The 22,653-nt window shown below is 37.6% G+C and carries 20 protein-coding genes; 11 read left to right on the top strand and 9 right to left on the bottom strand.

Going from position 1 to position 22,653, the window contains the following annotated elements:
• Nucleotides 1–2 precede the first annotated feature (2 nt).
• From ccoO to AC2INI_RS17110, 5 genes are all read right to left on the bottom strand, one after another.
• Complete coding sequence (ccoO, locus tag AC2INI_RS17130; RefSeq protein ID WP_122032848.1) at nt 3–617, bottom strand: cytochrome-c oxidase, cbb3-type subunit II; 615 nt, start codon at nt 615–617, stop codon at nt 3–5.
• The gene (gene ccoN, locus AC2INI_RS17125; RefSeq protein ID WP_486305814.1) at nt 617–2,032 is read right to left on the bottom strand and encodes a cytochrome-c oxidase, cbb3-type subunit I; all 1,416 of its coding nucleotides are present in this window, start codon (nt 2,030–2,032) and stop codon (nt 617–619) included. Before ccoN ends, ccoO begins: the two co-directional genes overlap by 1 nt.
• 5 nt (nt 2,033–2,037) lie before the next feature.
• Nucleotides 2,038–2,376: a c-type cytochrome gene (locus AC2INI_RS17120; protein ID WP_122032618.1), complete on the bottom strand. Its 339-nt coding sequence runs from the start codon at nt 2,374–2,376 to the stop codon at nt 2,038–2,040.
• Between the two features lie 491 nt (nt 2,377–2,867).
• Nucleotides 2,868–3,530 (bottom strand): hypothetical protein, encoded by a 663-nt coding sequence (locus tag AC2INI_RS17115; protein WP_174213421.1) that lies wholly within the window; start codon nt 3,528–3,530, stop codon nt 2,868–2,870.
• 75 nt (nt 3,531–3,605) lie between these two features.
• Nucleotides 3,606–3,944, bottom strand: a complete 339-nt coding sequence (locus AC2INI_RS17110) for a hypothetical protein (protein WP_486306461.1) — start codon at nt 3,942–3,944, stop codon at nt 3,606–3,608.
• A gap of 273 nt (nt 3,945–4,217) precedes the next feature.
• Between AC2INI_RS17110 and AC2INI_RS17105 the strand changes: the two genes are divergently transcribed.
• Both AC2INI_RS17105 and arsB read left to right on the top strand, forming a co-directional pair.
• Nucleotides 4,218–4,559, top strand: a complete 342-nt coding sequence (locus tag AC2INI_RS17105; RefSeq protein WP_371413425.1) for an ArsR/SmtB family transcription factor — start codon at nt 4,218–4,220, stop codon at nt 4,557–4,559.
• A gap of 181 nt (nt 4,560–4,740) precedes the next feature.
• Nucleotides 4,741–5,784 (top strand): ACR3 family arsenite efflux transporter, encoded by a 1,044-nt coding sequence (gene arsB / locus AC2INI_RS17100; protein ID WP_486305813.1) that lies wholly within the window; start codon nt 4,741–4,743, stop codon nt 5,782–5,784.
• Between the two features lie 82 nt (nt 5,785–5,866).
• Here the strand turns inward: arsB and AC2INI_RS17095 are convergent, their stop codons facing one another.
• Nucleotides 5,867–8,290 carry a bifunctional diguanylate cyclase/phosphodiesterase gene (locus AC2INI_RS17095; protein WP_486305812.1) on the bottom strand — a complete coding sequence of 808 codons (2,424 nt, stop codon included), beginning with the start codon at nt 8,288–8,290 and terminating at the stop codon, nt 5,867–5,869.
• 315 nt (nt 8,291–8,605) lie between these two features.
• Nucleotides 8,606–10,489: a methyl-accepting chemotaxis protein gene (locus tag AC2INI_RS17090; RefSeq protein WP_486305811.1), complete on the bottom strand. Its 1,884-nt coding sequence runs from the start codon at nt 10,487–10,489 to the stop codon at nt 8,606–8,608.
• Nucleotides 10,490–10,997: 508 nt separating this feature from the next.
• Here AC2INI_RS17090 and AC2INI_RS17085 point away from each other — a divergent pair.
• From AC2INI_RS17085 to AC2INI_RS17065, 5 genes are all read left to right on the top strand, one after another.
• Nucleotides 10,998–11,474, top strand: coding sequence for a winged helix-turn-helix domain-containing protein (locus AC2INI_RS17085; protein WP_486305810.1), 477 nt, complete (start codon nt 10,998–11,000; stop codon nt 11,472–11,474).
• A 7-nt stretch (nt 11,475–11,481) separates the two neighbouring features.
• Nucleotides 11,482–11,925, top strand: a complete 444-nt coding sequence (locus tag AC2INI_RS17080) for a hypothetical protein (RefSeq protein WP_122032611.1) — start codon at nt 11,482–11,484, stop codon at nt 11,923–11,925.
• A gap of 97 nt (nt 11,926–12,022) precedes the next feature.
• On the top strand, nt 12,023–13,561 hold the full coding sequence (gene norR / locus AC2INI_RS17075; protein WP_486305809.1) for a nitric oxide reductase transcriptional regulator NorR: 1,539 nt from the start codon (nt 12,023–12,025) through the stop codon (nt 13,559–13,561).
• A 240-nt stretch (nt 13,562–13,801) separates the two neighbouring features.
• Nucleotides 13,802–15,463 carry a hydroxylamine reductase gene (gene hcp, locus AC2INI_RS17070; protein WP_486305808.1) on the top strand — a complete coding sequence of 554 codons (1,662 nt, stop codon included), beginning with the start codon at nt 13,802–13,804 and terminating at the stop codon, nt 15,461–15,463.
• A gap of 107 nt (nt 15,464–15,570) precedes the next feature.
• Nucleotides 15,571–16,602 carry a hybrid-cluster NAD(P)-dependent oxidoreductase gene (locus AC2INI_RS17065; RefSeq protein ID WP_486305807.1) on the top strand — a complete coding sequence of 344 codons (1,032 nt, stop codon included), beginning with the start codon at nt 15,571–15,573 and terminating at the stop codon, nt 16,600–16,602.
• 114 nt (nt 16,603–16,716) lie between these two features.
• Here the strand turns inward: AC2INI_RS17065 and AC2INI_RS17060 are convergent, their stop codons facing one another.
• Nucleotides 16,717–17,187 carry a NanQ anomerase/TabA/YiaL family protein gene (locus AC2INI_RS17060; RefSeq protein WP_486305806.1) on the bottom strand — a complete coding sequence of 157 codons (471 nt, stop codon included), beginning with the start codon at nt 17,185–17,187 and terminating at the stop codon, nt 16,717–16,719.
• A 104-nt stretch (nt 17,188–17,291) separates the two neighbouring features.
• On the opposite strand from AC2INI_RS17060, the gene AC2INI_RS17055 reads away from it, so the two are divergent.
• The 3 genes from AC2INI_RS17055 (at nt 17,292) to AC2INI_RS17045 (ending at nt 20,022) form a co-directional block, all read left to right on the top strand.
• The gene (locus AC2INI_RS17055) at nt 17,292–18,302 is read left to right on the top strand and encodes an AraC family transcriptional regulator (protein ID WP_122032606.1); all 1,011 of its coding nucleotides are present in this window, start codon (nt 17,292–17,294) and stop codon (nt 18,300–18,302) included.
• Nucleotides 18,303–18,428: 126 nt separating this feature from the next.
• Nucleotides 18,429–18,806, top strand: coding sequence for an MFS transporter (locus AC2INI_RS17050; protein WP_486305805.1), 378 nt, complete (start codon nt 18,429–18,431; stop codon nt 18,804–18,806).
• Nucleotides 18,799–20,022 carry an HlyD family secretion protein gene (locus AC2INI_RS17045; protein ID WP_486305804.1) on the top strand — a complete coding sequence of 408 codons (1,224 nt, stop codon included), beginning with the start codon at nt 18,799–18,801 and terminating at the stop codon, nt 20,020–20,022. Before AC2INI_RS17050 ends, AC2INI_RS17045 begins: the two co-directional genes overlap by 8 nt.
• A gap of 47 nt (nt 20,023–20,069) precedes the next feature.
• On the opposite strand, the gene AC2INI_RS17040 is transcribed toward AC2INI_RS17045, so the two are convergent.
• Entirely contained in the window at nt 20,070–20,933 is an 864-nt protein-coding gene (locus AC2INI_RS17040) for a LysR family transcriptional regulator (protein WP_486305803.1), read from the bottom strand.
• A gap of 162 nt (nt 20,934–21,095) precedes the next feature.
• Here AC2INI_RS17040 and AC2INI_RS17035 point away from each other — a divergent pair, with 162 nt between their 5' ends.
• A complete protein-coding gene (locus AC2INI_RS17035; RefSeq protein WP_486305802.1) occupies nt 21,096–22,616 on the top strand; it encodes an arylsulfatase in 1,521 nt (506 codons plus the stop codon).
• The last annotated feature ends 37 nt before the right edge of the window (nt 22,617–22,653 follow it).

Below are 22,653 nucleotides of genomic sequence, written 5' to 3'. Positions count from 1 at the left end.
AATTATTCTCCCTGATCTTGCATGGTATCAACACCCAAGCTCTGCAAGTAACGGATTAACGCTTCACCTTGAGTTTTCCCAATGACTTGAAGTCGAGCTCCATCAATGTCTGCATCCGTATAAGGTACACCAAGCTTACGTAACGCTCGCATTTTGTCGGAAATGGCCTCTCCATCGAGCGTTTGTTCAAACAACCATGGATAGCTTGGCATGATAGAGGTTGGCACCACATTACGAGGGTCCATTAAATGAATCACATGCCATTGATCTGAATACTTACGCCCCATGTTCGTCAAATCAGGACCGGTACGTTTTGAACCCCATAAATTTGGAAACTCATAAATATCATCGGCTTCTTTATTGGCACGGCCATTACGCAGTATTTCTGCTTCTAACGGACGCACCATTTGAGTATGACAAACATGACACCCTTCGCTGATATAAATATCTCGTCCTGCAAGTTCAATCGCCGTCAGTGGTTTAGCCAAGGATATTTTCTTCAAATCCGAGGCCATAAACACATTAGGAACGACCCAAACTAACAACGAAAAAGAGGCAACAATAACCGTTGAAAGAATTAAAATGAACACCGATTGGGTAAAATCTTTACTTAAGATCATGATTTACCCTCCATTGCTGTTGTGGGAATCGAATTTGAGGTAACCGTTTTATACAAATTAAAGACCATCATCAATAAACCGACCACAAAGAACACACCACCAAGGAATCGAACAAACAACCATGGCGCTTTAAAGTCCATCGCTTCCACAAAACTATAAGCAAGTGAACCATTATCAAGCTGGGTAAGCCACATATAGCCTTCACCAATCCCTGCAACCCAAAGGGCGATAGCATAAAGAGCAACGCCAATATGAGCGAACCAGAAATGCCATTTTAATAAACGGAGTGACCACAGCTCTTCTTTTCCCCATAAACGAGGAATAAAGTAATAAAATACAGCAATGGCAGACATACCAACCCAACCTAAGGCCGCAGAATGCACATGACCAATGATCCATTCGGTATTATGAGCGACCATATTAAACCAACGGATCGCCAGTAATGGTCCCTCAAACGTGGCGAGACAGTAATAAAGAATGGCCGAGAAGAAGAACAACATAATGTAGTCTTTTTTCAGTTTGCTTTTGTTAGAGAGCAGCGTCATTGCACTATTAAATGCACCTGCCCATGATGGGATCCACAAAATCAGCGACATCACGATACCAATATTTTGCACCCACTCTGGTACTGAGGAATAGATCAGATGATGCGTTCCCGCCCATGTATAAAAGCCCACTAACCCCCAAAAATGAATGATAGATAAACGGTAGGAATAAATAGGACGTTCTGATACTTTAGGAATGAAGTAGTAGTTCATGGCAATAATGCCCGCTGTTAACAAGAAACCTACTGCATTGTGACCCCACCACCACTGAACAATGGCATCTTGCGCACCTGCATAAACAGAATAAGATTTCCACATCGACACGGGTAATGCCAAATTATTAATAATGAAAATCATCGCGATAACGAGAATAAATGCCCCGAAAAACCAATTGGCAACAAAGATATGGCTGACGGTTCGTTTCGCAATAGTACCGAAGAACAAGACCGCATAAAGCACCCAAACTAAGGCGATTAATATATCGATTGGCCATTCTAATTCGGCGTATTCTTTGGTGGTTGTGTATCCTAATGGGAGGGTTATCAAGGCGAGAATTAAAATAAACTGCCATCCCCAGAACACCATCCAAGACAGGCTTTTATTAAATAACTCAATTTTACTTGTTCGTTGAACAATATACAGCGAGGTCCCCATTAATATATTGACGACGAAACCAAAAATAACACCCGAGGTATGCAGTGGTCTCAACCGTCCAAACTGAAAATATTGTGAATCAAAATTGAGTGATGGCCAATAAAGCTGGGCGGCGAGTATGACGCCAACGCTCATGCCAATAACCGCCCAAATAACCGCGGCAATAATAAAATAGCGTACAACTTTTGTATCGTAATCCCTGATATCTGTCATCGCCTTTACTCCATTTTATCTTGAGACTCAGAACCTAACATCGAGTAATAGTAGGCAATATCTTTCATATCTTGATTGGATAAAGTATCTGCTTGTTGCTGCATTAGAATGGCTAACCCACTCGTTCTCTCGCGGGATTTATAATCTTTTAGTGCAGACACAAGGTAAGAAGCACGCTGGCCTCGTAGGTTTGGATAGGGATCAATCAATGCAATACCATCAGCACCATGACAAGTCATACATACTTTGGCTTTTTGTTTTCCAATTTCAAACTGATTTGATTCTTCAGCAGAAAGAAAACCACTAAATAAAAAAGCAAAATAAACGACAATCCACTTATTCATATTTAAAACCCTTATGGTTTAACAATAATAATAAGCTTAGGTTATTTATTTTAAGCTTGCCTAATTTAGGTCGTATAAAATCATAAATATAAGTGCTAAATGTGGCTTACTCACTATTCAGGATAAGATGCGAAGCTCCTTGTTATAGATTGGTCAATTATCTAATATCAAACGCTCATACCTTTCAACCCAAACTGAATCAATGAAATCAAGAATATCCATTCCAATTTTAGAGCTATGTTTCTTATTATTATCTAACAGCAAAAAGGTAATATGAAGGTATGTCGAATTATATAGAAAAGTTCCTGGTTCGTAAGAAAGTGTAATAATGGACCTTTCTGTTTTATATTCGAGCAATTTCATATAGCGACCAATAACGAATGGCCGAGTATTATTGCAAACTGCCCCTACACCTTAATGGCATCTACAAACATTCAATTTTTTAAAATGCTATGGCGAACACCTTAGAAGCAATTTGATAAAAGTAGTGGTTATTTCTGAACTTTAGATTGAATCTCCGTTCCCGCTTCTCTCAATAGATTAAACGGCGACATTATTACTCCTTTCACAGCACCTTGGGTAGCTTGTTGAGATAACTCTTCCGTTTTATCGATAATTTGATCGGCTTTTACCATGATTGGAGGAACTTCTTTACGCAATCTCTCCGATTCTTTAATCACAGCAGGAATCGTTGTTATTCGATAACCTTTACTTTCTACAAAGGCTTTAGGGAAAACCTGTTCGCGATAATGTTTCAACTCAACCAGTGTATTAGGCACAGTTTCTTTATTAACGGCATTCATGACTGTGAACACTTCAGGTAACGATTCTGTGCGAATAGCCTTAACTTCATTAAGGATAAGCGGGATTTTATTATCAACAGAAGCAACGGTCTGATTTACATCCTTTACCGTATCTTTCACTTCACTGACTAAGGTTAATATTTGAGGGGTGAGATCATCAATGTGCTGAGCTAATAATAACCACTGATCAATTTCCAATTTATCAGCCGTTTTATTCACCTCAGTCATTAATTCTGGATATTTCTCAACTACGGTATTTACTGAGTTAGTAAACGCGTAAATGGTATAGCCCAAATAAAAAATTGAGATCGCTAATAACGCCTGTATTGCTATTCCTAATCGAGCCAACATAATCATACCTATTATTGTATTTTCTTAACGATAACCTAAGTTTAGATAAGAATACACAATAACGAGAATAGATTATCAAACTAGAGCCAATAACACCCCACCTACGGTTAATGCTGCTGACAAGTATTGCCCAGCAGAATAAGAGGAATCATTTTCTTCTTCGATTTTATCCGGATGATCCATTCCTAAAGCGCCATGAGCAAAAGATTCGACGTCATCACTGACATCTTTGGTTAAATTACGGTTTATCTGGCTTTCTTTTTCAATATCTTGAAGCGCATACAATAAAGCTTTCCCTTCACTTGATAAGCTGACTTGGTTATCACTCACTGTTACTGCCGTTCCCATTGAAGAGACCTTCACACTTGGACTAGCTGTCATTACAGTAGAAGGCACTGCTTTACTGTATGTCATTGCATTTTGATATGAAGAAACGCCACTTATCATTACCCTGTCCTTTGATGAATAATTAACCGTCTATATATTATATCGGTCATAACGTAGAAAACTTGTGAATATTTATCGCCCATTGATTTGATTTTTTGATGCACTTCACTCTTTTTTGCTGCCTTTACTTATTGTTTATTTTCCATAAGTGGAATTCAGGGCTTGATCTCTTTCTTAACTCCGCCTATAGTTAATCGCAATTCGACGATTAACCTTCGTAGCTGTAAAAAAGGTAAGATAATAACGATGACTTGTAACGTAAATGATGTTTGTACTTTTAGCTCAACAGAGCAAGATCTTCAAAAAGAGAAAGAATTTGCACTATTAGCAAAAGCCCTTTCACATCCTGCACGTGTGCGAATTTTACATATTCTATCTGCACTAGAAAAAGCAGGAGGCTGCCTAAACAGCGATTTAGTATCAGAATTAGGCTTGGCACAATCAACCGTTTCTGAGCATTTACGTATTTTAAAACTGGCAGGGTTTATTACTGCTGAGTCGATACCACCAAAAATGTGCTATCGCATAAATCGAGAGTGCATTCGTCAATTCAAAAACCTGACACAAAGTATTTTAGATTAATACCAAAGCGATTATTAGCGACACACTGTCACGAATGCTTAATGACCTAACTGTTAAATGAACTGGTCACTTTAAACTTTGTAATAAAGAAGCTTCGTGATAATTTTTAATCCTATCAATCGGTTTTCGACGATGTACGATTAAATTATTTGCAATTTACAACATTAATTAAGGCGAGACTATGCAACCTAAACTGGGCTTTCTAGATAGATATTTAACACTGTGGATTTTTATCGCCATGGCTATAGGCGTATTACTTGGGGTTCAGTTCCCCCAAGTTGCACAATGGAATGAATCGATGTCGGTCGGTACAACCAATATTCCATTAGCTATCGGTCTGATCTTAATGATGTATCCACCGTTAGCAAAAGTGAATTACAACTTACTTGGTACGGTCGTAAAAGACAAACAAGCGATTACCCTTTCTCTAATTATGAACTGGGTTGTCGGCCCAATTCTTATGTTTATTCTGGCCTTGACCTTTTTAGGTGATCACCCAGGTTACATGGTCGGTATTATTCTTATTGGCCTAGCTCGCTGTATTGCCATGGTATTAGTTTGGAATGATATTGGTGGCGGCAATAAAGAGTATGGTGCGGCTTTAGTTGCGATAAACTCTGCGTTTCAAATCGTAACGTACAGCTTTATGGCGTGGTTATTCATTAGTGTGCTACCACCAGTATTTGGTTATGAAAGCATGGTGGTTGATATCTCTATGATGGATATTGCTGAAAGTGTTCTGATTTATCTTGGCATCCCATTTCTAGCTGGATTTTTAAGCCGTAAGATTTTAGTCTCTAAAAAAGGCGAAGAGTGGTACAACACAGTTTTCATCCCTAAGATCTCACCAATCACCTTGATTGCGCTGCTAGGTACGATTGTACTTATGTTTAGCTTAAAAGGAGAGATGATCCTTGAGCTTCCAATGGACGTGGTTCGCATTGCTATTCCACTGGCTATTTATTTTGTCTTAATGTTCTTCACTAGTTTCTTTATCGGTAAGAAAATGGGGATTCCTTATGATAAGAACGCCTCTATCGCTTTTACAGCAACGGGAAATAACTTTGAGCTAGCTATTGCGGTTTCTATTGCGGTATTTGGTTTGAACTCTGACCAAGCTTTTGCAGGTGTTATTGGGCCTCTAATCGAAGTACCTGTTTTAATCGCTTTAGTTAATGTTGCTTTGAGAATGAAAGGAAAAGAAAAAGCAAACTCAGTCGCTTAAATTATCGATATCTAAGAAGACGCATGTGGAGCGTTAGTGTTTGAATCATTCAACACTAACGCTCCATTTTTAATGCCACTAATTAACTCGCCAATATTTTTTTATCAGTATAACGCTCAATCAAATCAGCAATAATTAATGGCTTATCAAAGTAATACCCTTGCAGTAAATCACAATGATATTCTTTTAATTTTTGATGCTGCTCTATAGTTTCGACCCCTTCTGCCACCACCTTCATATGACAAGAAGAGCCAATCGCAATAATCGCTTTCACTAACGTATCACTTTGCTTATTACTCAGTAATTTATCAACAAAAGAGCGATCTATTTTAATTTCAGTTATAGGAAGGTTATTTAAGTAATTCAGTGACGAATAGCCAGTACAGAAATCATCCAATGAAATCCCAAAGCCATGATCTCTAAAGCGATTTAAGATAGGAGAAATAGAGTGTAAATCTTCAATAAAGATGTTCTCAGTGATCTCTAATGTAATACGCTCAATATCAATACCAACTCGCTTAACAATTGACAATACCTTATCTTCAAAACCAGGATATGAAAATTGCTTTGGCGAAATATTAATTGATACCCCTATCGCATTAGCGTCATTAGGCATAAGCGCTAAAGTATCTCTGCACGCCGTTTCAAATACAAACTCACCCACTTGGTGGATCAAACCCGTCCGTTCAGCTAAAGGAATAAAATCCAGTGGTGAGATAAAACCAAGAGCATGGCTATTCCAACGGCATAACGCTTCGACGGCACAGATTTGTTGTGTTTCCGCATCGATCTGAGGTTGATAAACAACACTTATTTCATTGTTATCTAGCGCTTGTCTTAAATGGTTTTCTAATTGGAAATCATGTTGAACTTGTTGATTAATTTCAGCATCATAAAATAAAATATTCCCTTTTTCTTGGTCTTTCACCTTGTATAAAACAATATCCGCTTTTGATATCAAGTCTTCAACACTATGGCCGTCATCGGGGTACATAGAAACCCCAATAGAACAACTGGTTTGCACAGACTGTCCATTTAATAAAAAGGGGATCTCAAAGGATTGTAAAATTTGTTCCACTTTGAGCTTTGCTTCATCGATATCTTTTAGTAAAGAAAAACAAAACACAAATTCGTCGCCGCCAAATCGTGCGACAAAATCAGAACAATCAATAATACTCTCAAAGCGCGCACCAATTTGCTGCAATAGTTGATCACCCGCAGAGTGGCCAAACTGATCATTCACATTTTTAAAATCATCAAGATCAACAAAAACAACCGCTACCTTTCTATCTTCCAATCTGGATAAACCAATACTTTTTTGAATATGAGTCGATAATAAGGTGCGATTTGGTAAATTCGTTAGCACATCAAACTCAGCCATGTACTGCATCTCATTTTTAGTACTTTCAAGACGCTCATAATCTCCAATGACCCGCTCTTCTAAAAAGATAACGTGATTAGTCACTCGTTTACCAATCACAAGAACAACGACCGTTAACAAAGTGGTTAACATCACGCTGAATGCCAGCATAATTTGTAATTCGAAATGGGATTCAGCAATCAATTTTTGTTTCTTTTCTTCTGTAATTTTAGTGATATCAGAAGTATAAAAACCAGTTCCAATGACCCAATTCCAATCTTCGATGAGGCGGACGTAACTTATTTTTTCTTCAAGCTTTTTAGAATATGCATCAATATGTTCATAGGTAAAAAAGTCTCCAGTTTTAGCCGTTTGAATTAATTTTTGATGCACTTCGTTATTATCAGCCAAAAATGAAGAGGAATGATCAGTAATCACTTTTTGATTCTGTAACTTCACATCACCGTTAATGTCCGAAACAAAAATGTAGCCTGTATTGCCTAAATTCACACTCGATAACATGCTTAATACTTGAGCTTGTATTTGCTTTTCAATATCTTCCACATAAGCACCAGAGCCTATATACCAACCAAGAGACTCTAAATGACGATCAAAACTAACTTTTTCAAATTCTCTATCTTGTTGAGTTGGTTTTATATACCAATAATGATTATATGCTTGACCAGTATCCTTTAATGACTTGAGTTGATTCTGAATAATATAATTACCACGCGAATCAACCATATCAAGCACCAATGTATTTTCCACGTCAGGTAAAATTGGGTGCATGATATTTCGCCCCTCCATATCATAGATATAGAAGTAGCCAGTCCCATCATCAAACCTCATCGCTCTTAAGGCATCTATTATCTGCTGTTTGGCTTCACTGACTGGCTTAACTTTATTTATCTTAAGTAAACCATCGACAATACTAAAAGCGGTCTGCACACGAAGACGTAATTTTTCACGAGCAATCCTATCAATCAATGCTTTTTCATGCTCAACCTGTTGATAAGCTTGTTCAACAACGGCTTGTGCTTGCCGTTGTTTTGTTTCTAACACCTCACTATGAACCGCATCAAGTAATGCTGTTATTTTCCTTTCGTTACTATTAATAACATTCAAATTTAGAACGATAGTAAACACAACGATCACCATAATTGGTAAATACTGTAGTAATCGTAGTAATTTACTATTTTTTAGTGAATGCATAGATACTCAAACTCGCTTAGAAAACAAACAGTAATATTTTGCCCTATATTTTATAATACATCAAACCCTAAAATTAAAAGTATCAAAATTGAGCTATTTTACCGACACCTAAACAAGGGGTATTTATTCCTATAAGTATGAGTCCTGTTATGCTTATCTTCTATTTATGCTTGGAAGGCCAGAATGAAACCTAGTCATAAACCTATAAAAGCCTTTAGACATAATGGTCTAAAGGCAATTATTGTAGATTTACTTCGCTTTAAAAAAATCCAACTCCATTTTTTGAGCAACAGCTAATTTAGATAGTTCACCAGCTGCTTGTTGAGTTTGATTTATGGCTGATACATTCTGTGTAACTAAATCAAACGTTCGGGTCGTATTCTTAGCGATATCTTCAGTCACACTAAACTGCTCTTGCGATGCCGTAGCAACTAACGTATTAATATCAGAAATAGACTGAACAGCATTTACAATTTCATTAAACGATTCTTTGACACTTTCAGTCAGATTCACTGATTCTTGAATTGAGTGGACATTTTCCAACATATTCTTATTAGCGTTTTCTGATTGAGCTTGTAATTTACTAATAATTCCCTGAATATTTATTGTTGATTCTTGAGTTTTCGCTGCAAGATTTCTAACTTCATCTGCTACAACAGCAAAGCCTCTCCCTGCCTCTCCGGCTCTCGCCGCTTCGATGGCCGCATTAAGAGCAAGCAAATTGGTTTGTTCTGATATGCTCCTAATCACATCGGTGACTTCGCCAATATTTATAGCATCATCTCTTAAGGCCGTAATCATTTCCGCAGTTTGCTGAACTGATTCATTAATATTAATAGTTAATGATATAGAATCTTCCAATGTCGAGCGGCCACTTGATACATTTGTAATGGCTTTTTGTGCTTCTTCTTCTGCATGAGATGCATTTGTTGTTACTTCTTTAGAGGTGCTCGATAATTCACTAATCGCTGTCGAGATCTCCTCTATCTGCGCTAGTTCATGCTGTGAGTTTTTTGCAGTATCAGACATCACAACAGTTAATTCCTCAGATGAAGCAGATACATTATTTGAAATTGAATGGCTACTTGTTACTATCTCAGAAAGCTTAGCATTTAAAGCTAAAAGGGATAAATATATGCCGGTATCTTTACCTGATGAAGTCAACTCTTGTGATAGATCACCTTTTGATATATTAGATAAAATCCCTGATATTTCAACAGGTTCCCCACCTATTGGTTTATATATTAAATGAATAATCGAATAATAAACAAGCGCTAATGATGAAACTAAAATCACAAAGAAAGCCGCTAATGACTCTTTAAGCATATTATTACTTTCTGCATACACTTCATCTTCATACTGATAAATTATCAGCCTCCAATCGGCTGAGTCAATATCCGCAACTGAGGCTATAACATAATCATCCCTAAAAACACTTTTAAACCTTAAAGTTCCATCAATGAAACCGTCTAAATCCGGATTAATATTAAACAATGATTGCCCTATATGCTTCTTATTTTTAGAGCTAATAACCTGTTCGGAGTCTATCTCATATAAATATATTTGCCCATCTTCAGCTATATCATCCATTATTTTATCAAGAGCATTAACCTTTACACCTACAGCAACAATTGCTACAACTTTCCCTTTATTAATTATCGGATGGGCAATACCAAAAACCGTATCTCCATTAGAATTCAAATAACTATTCGTTACTATTCGCTCTTCACCCTTAATACCTCTAAAATACCATTCTCTCTTATCTTCTATTGCATTAAAAGTAGGATGAAATTGACCTGTATATTCTAAAGCTCTACCATCAGCCATTCCTAACCAAGCATCATCGGCTCCTAATCTGTTATAAATCAATCTTAATTGCTCAACAACTAACTCTTGATTTGATAACTCTCCATCATTATCGAATTCCACACTAAATGTTTCTAATGCGATAAAATATTTATCAAGAGCACTTTCTAATGATTCTGAGTAAAGGTCGTCATTTTTATCTAAACTAGAATATGTTATTTTCTCGTTATAACCCTTAAATGAAGAGTATCCAAGCCATGTTAACCCTGCTGATACTAAAAAAAGTAATGCAAATGTAGATATTAATATCTTGTTTTTCAAATCCATATAACTAACCCTAAGTAATATTACTATTTACTATGCCATCAAATAACATAGATATATTTATCTTCATTCTAAATACATTTCATCACATAATTATGTAAAAATTCGACATTAAATAATTTCATCCTCAAACTCATAAAATCTATCGTTATTAACGTCAACTATAAATATTATTTCAAATACATCATTAAGATAAGAGATTTCATCTATAGTTAAGTAATCAATTGAATTTGATTTTTTATGACTCCCACATAATGACACCTTCACCTCCCTTTCTTATCTATTTATGTTTTTTTAGAAAGTAAAGTATCTGTAAACTTTTAATACTTATCCAGTAATAATATTTAATTTAAGCATAAATACATTAAAATCAATAGTTTAAATCAAAACAAACTCACGATAAGATTATTTAAATTATAATGACAAATTTATTAACTGTGATCTTGATGCTGTATTTTATAAAATCTAAATGATATATTCCCAATCACAAACAAAACTAATAATGATAACCATGGCAACTTCAATAACACATTTCAATAACTCAATGCTATCAATGGAGGATAGGCCAGAGATTATAATAGATAAGCAATCTCACCCTATTTCAATACCTGAAAGTAAAATACTTCAACTTTTAATTAAAAATAAAAATGAGTCAATAGATAAAAACACATTAATCATTGCAGCTTGGGAACATCCTGATTTCATTGGTCCAAATTCTTTAGCTGTAGCCATCTCTAACCTAAGAAAGATACTAAAACACGACAATATAAAAATAATAAACACACCTAAAGTTGGGTATAAGATTAGTTTCAAGGAAAAGGAAAAGGAAAAGGAAAAGGAAAAGGAAATATACCAAGAAAATATCAGCCTTCCTAATAATTACAATAAATTAATGGATGTATTTTCATCATCACCGACTCAATTGTTAATATTTTTATTATTAACATATTTTATATTAAACGTAATTCATTCATGGGTAATAATTTAAAATTATAATGAAAAGAATAAATTTAACATTAGCTACTCTTATTACTACCATTACTTTATATTCATTTGTAAATGGCAGCGGGTGTAACTATAAAGTGAACATTATAGATTCAGTTAATCCAAACCATAAAATAAAAATGACCTGTTATAGAGGAGATTTTGTTGCTCTTCATACATTAAAATATGGCGATAACATAGCAAAATGGAAAGTCACAGGAAAACAATTCAACTTATCAAATCAATTAATTTACTTTATTGAAACCAGAACACCTTTAATTGAACCAAATTACAAAAACAAATTAGACGATACGATTCAAATGTCAAAAGAACATAGATTACTATTTTATGCCTACAAATTAGATGGGGATAATTTAACTATTTATGAAGATTTTCCTGAAGTTAAAACGTTAACAACAAATTTTACAGGTCAAATGAGTCAGTGGAATAACTAACAAAGCTAGAGTAATTAATCCCATTATTGTTAATAATACTATTAATTATGATATGGTAGATGATGTTATTTTTACATCATCTACCAAAGTGATTCGTATGAAACCTTCTGTTGAAAAAATCTTATTACAAATAGCTCTGGATTTAAGCTCTAATCTAGCCAGTGATCTGCACTACCAAAGACTGATTAACTCTATTCATCAGGTTTTTCCTTGTGACGCTAGCGCTCTATTTGTTCTCGATGATAGTGGGTCATTAACGCCTGTTGCGGTTAAAGGCTTATCTCAAGCGGTATTAGGTCGTCGTTTTCAACCTGAATTACATCCTCGGTTACAGGCTATTTTAGAAAGCAAACACCCTGTTCGTTTTAAATCAGACTCAGACTTACCTGATCCTTTTGATGGTTTACTGCTCGTCGATGAACACATCAGTATTGAAGTGCATGACTGCTTGGGTTGTAGCTTGTATGTCGATAATACGCTCGTAGGACTATTAACATTAGATGCACTAGAGGTTGGCGCATTCAATAAAATAGATAACATTACCATTGAAACCTTTGCAGCCCTTGCCGCTGCAACATTGCACAATAAAACTCTGATAAAATCCTTACAAAACAGTAATCAGCATCAGAAATCGATAAATAAAACCTTAATCCAACAAGCTAGGCATCAAAAAGGTAAGTTAATCGGTATTAGCCCACAAATGACGCACCTTAAAACTAATATCAATACCGTTGCTCATTCTGACTATGCGGTATTAATCAGTGGTGAAACTGGCTCCGGTAAAGAGTTAGTCGCTCACTCAGTTCATGCAAAGTCACAGCGTAACGAGCAACCAATGATTTACGTTAACTGTGCTGCATTACCTGAGTCTTTAGCTGAAAGTGAATTGTTTGGTCATGTTAAAGGGGCATTTACTGGTGCGAACAGCCATCGTGCAGGTAAATTTGAACTCGCTAATAACGGTACCATTTTCTTAGATGAAATTGGCGAACTGCCACTGCTTATTCAAGCAAAGCTGTTACGTGTTATCCAGCAAGGCGAAGTACAGCGAGTAGGGTCAGATAAAAATAGCATGGTTGATGTCCGTATCATTGCAGCTACAAATCGAGATTTAGAGCAGGAAGTTGAACAAGGACGCTTTCGTGCGGATCTGTATCATCGTCTAAACGTCTTCCCTATTCATGTTCCACCACTGCGTGAGCGTGAAGGTGATGTGGCAGTATTAGCGGGCCATTTATTAGAAAAAGTACGCCTACAGTTTAATGTACCTAATTTACACATTCATCCAAGAACCCTATCTCATCTAGAACAAAGCCCATGGCTTGGTAATGTTCGAGAATTAGAGCATACGTTAATGCGTGCAGGGCTTCGAGCCATTCAGAACAATAAATCCAGTATCACACTGGCGCACTTCTTAGGAGATATCGCAACAAGTCGCGATGTAAAAATGACATCAACCCTTTTACCTAATGAAAGCAAACCAATGCGAGAGTTAGTAGAAAGCTATCAAAAACAGTTAATTGAGCACGCTTTAGCTGAATCGAACGGAACTTGGTCAAAAGCCGCCGAATTTTTACAAATGGATAGAGGGAATTTATACCGAATGGGAAAAAAATTCGGGATATCTAATTCATAAAATATGATCCGGCGATGTATTTATTACAACAACCTCGATGTAATAAATACATCAAATCGACTTCAAATACAAATTAACGACAATAAAATCAATAATTTAAAACTGGCACACCCTGTGCAATAGAGAGCTCATCAATGTCGATTCAAATCGAGATGAGTTCAGCAATCTATTCCACAAGGATAGAACGCACTGAACTGACGTGATTTGAACAATATGTATTCAATGACTGGAGTTCCAACTATGTTCTGTATCCAATGTGAACAAACAATTCAAACACCAACAACGAAAGGCTGTTCTTTTGCACAAGGTATGTGTGGTAAAACAGCTGAAGTATCTGACTTACAAGATATTCTAGTTTACGCATTACAAGGGGTTTCTTTCTGGGCAGAGCAAGGCCGTAAAGTAAACGTTGTGATTGATGAGATCGACCAATGGGCGCCAAAAGCCTTCTTCGCAACACTAACTAACGTTAACTTCGACCCTGAGCGTGTTATCGAATTCGCACTGCAAGCACACGCTTACAAAAAGCAATTAGAAGAACAAATTCGCGCTGCGGCTCTTCTTAGCAATACCGAACTATCTGAACTTTCTCCTGCCGCCTTATTTGATTTACCAACTAATGCAGAAGAACTTATCGCATTAGCACCACAAGCCGCGGTTAACCGTGGTCACGAATCGCAACATGAAGATGTAATTGGCCTACGCCTACTTTGTCTTTACGGCTTAAAAGGCGCAGCTGCTTACATGGAGCACGCTCGAGTTCTTGGTCAAACTGATGATGCTGTATTTGCTGAATATCATGAAATCATGGCGTGGTTAGGCACTGATCCTAGCGATCTTGGTGAGTTATTAGATTGTTCAATGAAAATTGGCCTAATGAACTACCGTGTAATGGAAATGCTAGATGCGGGTGAAACAAAAACATTTGGTCACCCAGAGCCTTCACAAGTAAACGTAAAAACTATTGAAGGTAAATGCATTCTGGTTTCTGGTCACGACTTACATGACTTAGAGAAAATCCTTCAACAAACGGAAGGCAAAGGCATCAACGTTTATACTAACGGTGAAATGCTTCCTGCTCACTCTTACCCTGAACTTAAAAAATACCCTCACCTTGTAGGTAACTACGGCAGCGCATGGCAGAACCAGCAAAAAGAATTTGCTAACTTCCCTGGTGCTATCGTAATGACATCAAACTGTCTATTAAACCCAAATGTAGGTCAATACGCAGATCGTCTATTTACTCGTAGCATCGTAGGCTGGCCTGGTGTTGCTCACTTAGAAGGTGACGATTTCACAGCGGTTGTTGATTGTGCATTAGCGCAAGAAGGCTTTAAGCATAACGAAATCGAGCAAATGATCACGGTTGGATTTGGTCGTAACGCACTAATGGCTGCTGCGCCTGCGGTTATTGAGCAAGTTAAAGAAGGTAACATCAGTCACTTCTTCCTTGTTGGTGGTTGTGATGGGGACAAATCAGAACGTAGCTACTACACAGATTTCACAGCTCAAGCACCTGAAGATTCAGTAATTTTAACACTTGCTTGTGGTAAATTCCGTTTTAACAAAAATGAATTCGGCGATATTAATGGTATCCCGCGTTTATTGGATGTTGGTCAATGTAACGATGCTTACTCAGCGATTCAACTCGCACTTGCACTCGCTGATGAGTTTGATTGTGGCATTAACGAACTTCCATTAACGCTGGTACTTTCGTGGTTTGAACAAAAAGCGATTGTTATCCTACTAACTCTATTCGCTCTTGGTGTTAAAGGTATTTACACAGGCCCAACAGCGCCTGCGTTCTTAACTGATAACCTGCTTGCTATCATTCAAGATAAGTTTGATATGCGTAGTATCACGACAGTTGAAGAAGATCTAAAAACGATCTTAACTGCGTAATCGACGTTTATTAGTCTTAATCTATGCCTCAGTTTATCTGGGGCATTTTTCGCTATAAAACGAGCAATAACATTTGACCAATAACTTCTAAGTAATAGAGAACCAATATGACACAATTTATTTGGCCAACAACCCCTCTTCAACTTCGCTGTAATAAAAAATGGTTTGAGACCACTGATACCATTAGCTTACAACTAATAAGCCAAAACCAAGAAAGCTTTGATTTTAAACCGGGTCAATTTATTAGTGTCGGTATTGAAATTGAAGGAAAGATGGAATATCGCGCCTACTCTATCAGCTCAATGCCAAATCAAGATTTTCTACAATTAACCATTAAACGCGTGGAAGGCGGTAAGGTATCAAACTACCTAATTGATCAACTAAGCGAGGGTGATGAGGTTGCCGTTTTAGCACCAACAGGCCCATTCAACTCAATCGATTGCAAACCAAGAAAGAAAGTCGCGTTGTTAAGCGCTGGTTGTGGTATTACACCAGTTATGTCGATGGCGAAAACTTGGATAGCTCAAGATATTGAGATCGATATTACCTTTATTCACATGGCAAAAAATAAAGAACAGACCATCTTTTTTGAAGAGCTTGAACTGCTACATGAGACTCACGCCAACTTTCATTTAAAGCTGTTATTAAAAGATAATACAGAGACAACTCACCCACAAGGACGCCTAGATCAAGAGTGGTTACATACGCTTTGTCCTGATCTAGCAGATCGCACTGTTTATTTATGTGGTCCTAACTTATTTATGCAAGACATGAAAGCCGATGTAGAAAACCTTGGTTTAGATATGGCGCACTTCTTCCAAGAAAGCTTTACCCCGATTGAAGCCGAAGTAACAGAAGCAACAGAAAACTCAGGCGTAGTGCAATTTGAAGTGCCTGCCTTTGGTGTATCAAAAGAGATTGATAAAGGTGCAACCTTAGCGGATGTTTTAGAAGAAAGTGGTGTTCCAATTATTATCGCTTGTCGCAGTGGTATGTGTGGCTCATGTAAATGTAAAGTAGAGAAAGGGGAAGTAAGCCGAACCAGTACTGAAACCTTAAGCGAAGAAGATATTACTCAGGGTTATACACTGGCGTGTTCAAGCCAAGTGCAAAGTGATGTTGAAGTGAGTTTGGTTTAATCACAGCCCAAATAAATATCGTTTACCTCTTATTATTAAATTTCAAAAGCCGATAATTGCTTGGCACTTACAAAGCAGTCATCGACTTTTTGCTTATTTAATCTAAAGAAGCCACTACACCAATAACGCACTATTCACTTTAATGATCAGCTTCTTCACCGCTGCTGGCTTATCATCAACCGCAACTAATGGACGATGTGGTTGCTTAGGATTAAAGATAATAAACTCTCCAACTGTTAACGTTACAAATTGCTCATCTTTCACGTCGTTGCTAAAAGCAATGTCTTTCTCTGCAAGATAGTCATCTTCAATCGACAGTAACGGATATTCACTGTATCCAAAGGTTTCTGTGCCTTCTAATATCAATTGTACATCAAGGTATTTATGATGAATTTCAGAGCGACGTTTTTCTCTGAACTCGGTTTTATCATCAACAATAAAATACACCGACTCATCATAAGATAATGGGTAATTCCCAACCTCTGTATTGTTGGCCGTTTGCTCTTTTACTTTCTGAATAATCTCAATGATAACAGGGTGTAATGCAGCCCCTTGAATATCGTCACTCCATTTACCTTTAAACAAAATAGCCTCTCAATGATATCGATTATGAAGTTAAAAATAGTAGCATGAGATATTGATATCAGTAAGATATAATGCTGTTTAAAAGTGACTTTTAATGAGGCTTCATGGCTAAACCAAACGCAACTTATCTCGTGCGAGTGCATAGTGCAAAAATGCTGATAGACCATGCTATGAAATATTATGGTTTAACCTATGCCGATTTTGATATGCCTCCTCACTTATTTGATTATCAACTAAAATTGATGCCATTAAGCGATCTCGAAGCGCTACTCTGTAAAATTGAATTATTAACCCAAGATCCAGCTTATACAGCAAAGTTGACACAATCAGACAGTTTGAAACAGTTTGGCCCTTTTGTGCAGTTACTAGCAAGCTCGACCAATTTGGGTATGGCAATCAAGCGTATGAATACCATACATAATGCCCTTCAGTCTGGGGTGCAGGTCAATATGCTACTGAGCGGCTCGATTGCAAAATGGCGAATTTTAACGCCAACAATGCTTCCTCAAGCTCGCATCCATGAGAGTATTTTGGCGGCGGGATCATTCGTTCGATTATTAAAACTATTCCATGGCGACGACTATCAACCCGTCGCCATTCACTTATCAGGTAACATGATTGGTAAAACAGGAGAAATCGAAGCTATATTTAACTGCCCTATCGTGTGGAACAGTCCAAATACTCAAGTCTGGTTTCCCGTTAAAGACATCACTTGCCCTCGCCGTTTTAAGCTACCAACATCACAAGTGAAGGCATTTACCGTAGAACAAGCGATGAGTTATATGCTTATTCCACAGCCTCAAGATACGTTAAAAGTGGTATTTGAACTCACTAAATATGCCTTATTTTTTGGTTATCCTACGCTTGAGTTTGTCGCCCAAAAAATGGGGATGAAGCCACTTACGCTTCAACGTCGCTTACAAGACCAAAGCATTGCCTTTACCGATATTGTCCACCACAGCATTTGTGATGAGGCTATCGCATTAATGGGTAGTGATTTATCTATGCAAGAAATTGCACAACGAGTTGGCTATAAAACTATGGCTTCATTTTCTGTTGCGTTTAAACGTATGTACGGTGTTACCCCTGTTCAATACAGAAAAACACTACTTTAATAACTAAACAAATATTTCTATACATCATTTGTATCTATTTTTTGATATATGTAAACACATTTAATCGACATATTACTCAGTTACCCTTCATGCTTACTGCTCATTATTATTTAAGGTAAATCATTTATGAGTTTAGTCAGCATGCCCTTTGTTGGATCAGGTCAGGATCTTGGGCTGCATATTGCTGCGAGCGTCGTCATGATAGGAAGTATTGTCGCTCTCGCGTATGGTTTCTGGAAACTTCATGAACTACCAATCAACAAAGCACACAGTAAACAACACCAACAAATAGGACTGATCACTGCCCTCACTTGGATAGGGTTTGTTTGGCATTGGGTCTGGGTTTTAGCCGTGATTTGTGCTTTTGTCGATGCAGAAAAAGCATTAATTAAAATTCGTGATATTTGGCATCAACCTACTTCACCATCACAGACACAAGCACAAACGCCAATAACAGAAACAGGCACAACAGCATCAACTCAAGAGGAGAATCACAATGCTTGAGGGATTAGCGGTATGGGCTCTGTTTATTTATCTTCTTCGTCTGGTTGGAATGCCTTGGAATAAGTTTACTCAAGGGTTTGCCTACATTGGCGGTGGGTCTTGGTTATTATTTGTATGGGCGGGCTTACTTAATTTTACGCCAATGGATCTTTCTGGCGGCTCTGTAGTGCAATCACCACACATTCAACTTCGTCCTGCCAGTACTCAAATTAAAGGCGTTGTGACTAAGATCCACGTAAAACCAAACCAGGAGATCACAAAGGGCCAATTAGTGTATGAAATTGATGATGAGCTATATCAAATAGCACTAAATAAAGCAGAGGTCTCTTTAGAAGCAAGTCAGGTCGCCCTTGAAGTTGCACAGCAAAATGTGAAATTGGCACGCCAAGCTATTACCGCATCAGAAAGCGATATCGTGGTTAGCCAAAAACAAATTGAAGCAAAAAGCCAAGATTTGAAGTACAAAAAACTCACACTGCAACGCTATATTAAGCAAAACAGTAAAGTAAAAAATACCATTACTCAAAGTACACTAGATGAGCAAGGTACCTTGGTATCCATTGGTGAAATAGATGTTGCCAGTGCTGTTGCTCAATTAGATAAAGCCAAACTTGCTAATGAAAAAGCATTGTTAGATCTAGATAATGCAAAATTAGGTGTAAAAGCCAAAGAAAGTGAACTAGCGAGCGCAAAAGAAAGCGTCACTCAAGCACAATGGAATGTAGACAACACTAAAGTCTACGCCCCTGCTGATGGCTATGTGACAAACTTTATTCTGCGTGAAGGTCAATATATTGGTGCGGTTCCACGTATGCAGATGTATACCAATGAGAAGTACGTATTAATGCGCGTTAACCACCAAGCGATACGTAATGTGACAGTTGGTCGCCCTGCTGAATTCTCTAGCGCAGTTTACCCGGGAAAAGTCTTTGTGGCTGAGGTAGAAGGTATTGTTGAAGCAACAGGAGAAGCACAAGGTAATTTACTAGGCCGAGAAACGAATGTTCGTCAAACGACAGGATTAAACGTCAATAACAAGCACCACTTTGTACGTTTAAAGCTGGAAGAGGGTGAAGGCTATGATATTCCTGTTGGCTCGGTTGGCTTAGCGTGGATATCTGGTGAGAAACCCATTGGCTTTATGGCTTTCTTAGATGTAATTCGTGGCATTATTATCCGCATGAAATCACAAATCTACTTCTTCTATTCACTATAAAACTTCCATGTTTTCCCTCTGCTCTGCTCTCTCGAGCGGAGGGCTTTTTACAATCCCATCCATTCCATTAATGGTTTTTTCTTACTCAACTTATCAATAATCTGCTGCCTCACTTTCTTATGCTGAGGATCATTAATATAACGCTTGTGATAAATAAATTTATAATCTGCTAAGTGCAACTTTACAGGACAAGGATAAATCGCTAAATCTAGCTGTTGTTGCCAACGTTTTGCAAATGATTGAGAAACTAAACCTAGCGATTCACCATGAGAGACGAACATTATTACGCTTGATAATGAAGAAACACTAAGTGCTATTTTCCGCTCTTTTACTGGCTCTTGCGCAATTTGTTCAAACCCATTTAGTCCCTGCCAACGTCCTGAATAAATCACATGTGATTCACGATAATAATCTTCTTTCGTTAATTGTTCTTGAATTCGAGGATGATCTTTTGCACAGACAACAACTAAGGGTTCAGTGTATACATCTTCAATAATGAACGCAGAATCTTTTATAGTGACAACATCTAATACCAAATCTACTTTTTGTTCTCTAAGGTGTTCAAATATCATTGATTGGCTTCGAGGAGATTCGGAGAAATCGATTTGCTCTAAACCAACTAAAGAGTGAAGAATAATCTCCGCACAATAGACCGATAAAGTATTTTTATCATTAACTGCATCATTAATCGTATCTAAAGCAAATTGAAATTTGTTCGCTAACGCATGAGCTTTAGACGTCGCTTCTATCCCCCGCCCTTTTTTAATAAATAATTGCTTATCTATCTCAGTTTCAAGACGTTTAATCGCAGCACTCACTGCAGGTTGGGTTAATTCCAGTAACTCTGATGCTTTGGTGTATGACTGGCATTGATATACCGCCATAAATGTACGAATCAAATTTAAATCCATTCTTGCTCCACTACCGATAAATAGGCCTTAAATAACCACACTCATAAATAAAACTTAGGTAATACCGTTGTTTAACCTTATTTATCAAAACCAAACCACAGGTATATTTATTGTGCACTGCCTTTTTTAAAAGAGCAAACTTCTCTACTTTACGGATCTTTTATGAACTTAAAAAAAAACAACGCTAAAAAATTTGTGCTTAATGCTTGCACACTTGCACTTGGCGCAGCTTCAGCTGTTGCTCACGCTGCAGATCAACCTAACATCGTCGTTATCTTTGGCGATGATGTCGGTTACTGGAACATCAGTGCTTACAACCAAGACATGCTGGGATACTCAACACCAAATATCGATAGTATTGCAAAAGATGGGGTGAAGTTTACTAACTTTTATGCACAACAAAGTTCAACTGCAGGCCGCTCAGCTTTCATCACCGGCCAAATGCCAAAACGAACAGGCTTATCAAAAGTTGGGATGCCTGGTGCACCAGAAGGCATTAGCGAAAAAGATCCAACTATCGCAACACTATTGAAAGATCTTGGTTACGCAACTGGTCAATTTGGTAAAAACCACTTAGGCGACCGTGATGATATGCTTCCTACAAATCACGGCTTTGATGAGTTCTTTGGTAACCTGTATCACCTAAATGCAGAAGAAGAACCTGAAAATGTCGATTATCCTAAAGATCCTGAATTCCGCAAACAATATGGTCCTCGTGGCGTAATTAAGTCGTCTGCGGATGGAAAAATCGAAGATACGGGCCCATTAACCAAAAAGCGTATGGAAACAATCGATACTGAAGTCTTAGGCATGGCTGAAACCTTCATTGAAAAACAAGTAAAAGCAGATAAACCATTCTTTACTTGGATCAATACCACTCGTATGCATAACAATACTCATATTGATGGTAAAGCCCGTGGCAAAACCGGTTTAGGTGATTATGCAGATGGCATGGTTCAACACGATGAACAAGTTGGCCAAGTACTAAAACAAATCAAAGACCTTGGTATTGAAGATAACACGATTGTTATTTACACCACTGATAATGGCCCAATGATCGCAACATGGCCAGATGCAGCAATGACACCATTCCGCAGTGAGAAAAATACGGGCTGGGAAGGCGGTTTCCGTGTACCTGCAATGGTTAAATGGCCAAACCATATCCCTAAAGGCAAAAACGTAAATGGCATGATGTCACTAGAAGATTGGATGCCAACACTGCTTGCAGCTGCAGGTAATAATCACGCTAAACAAGACCTTCTAAAAGGCGAACGTATCCAAGGGAAAAAATATAACGTTCATCTAGATGGTTATAACCAATTACCAATGATCACTGGAAAAACAGAAGAAAGTGCTCGTAAAGAGTTTGCTTACTGGAGTGATGATGGTGACTTACTCGCAATCCGTTACGATCGCTGGAAATTCCACTTCATGATTCAAGAACATGAGACAGGGTTAGACGTATGGAGATACCCATTCACAAAACTTCGTGTGCCACTGATCTTCGATTTAAAAGTCGATCCACTAGAACGTGGTGACGGCGGTATGGGCTATGACAAATGGATGTATGACCGCTCTTATGTACTTGCACTCGCTAAACGTGAAGCTGGCAAGATCTATAAGTCTTTTGAAAAATTCCCGCCTCGTATGAAAGCCGGCAGTTTTGTTCCAAAAGAAGATTAATCATTTTTAATTGATGATTTGTAATGTGCAGTGGCTC

The sequence above is a fragment of the Aliivibrio friggae genome (genome assembly GCF_057368515.1).
Note: the sequence above shows the minus strand (reverse complement) of the source record. Positions and strands in the feature narration are given on the sequence as shown.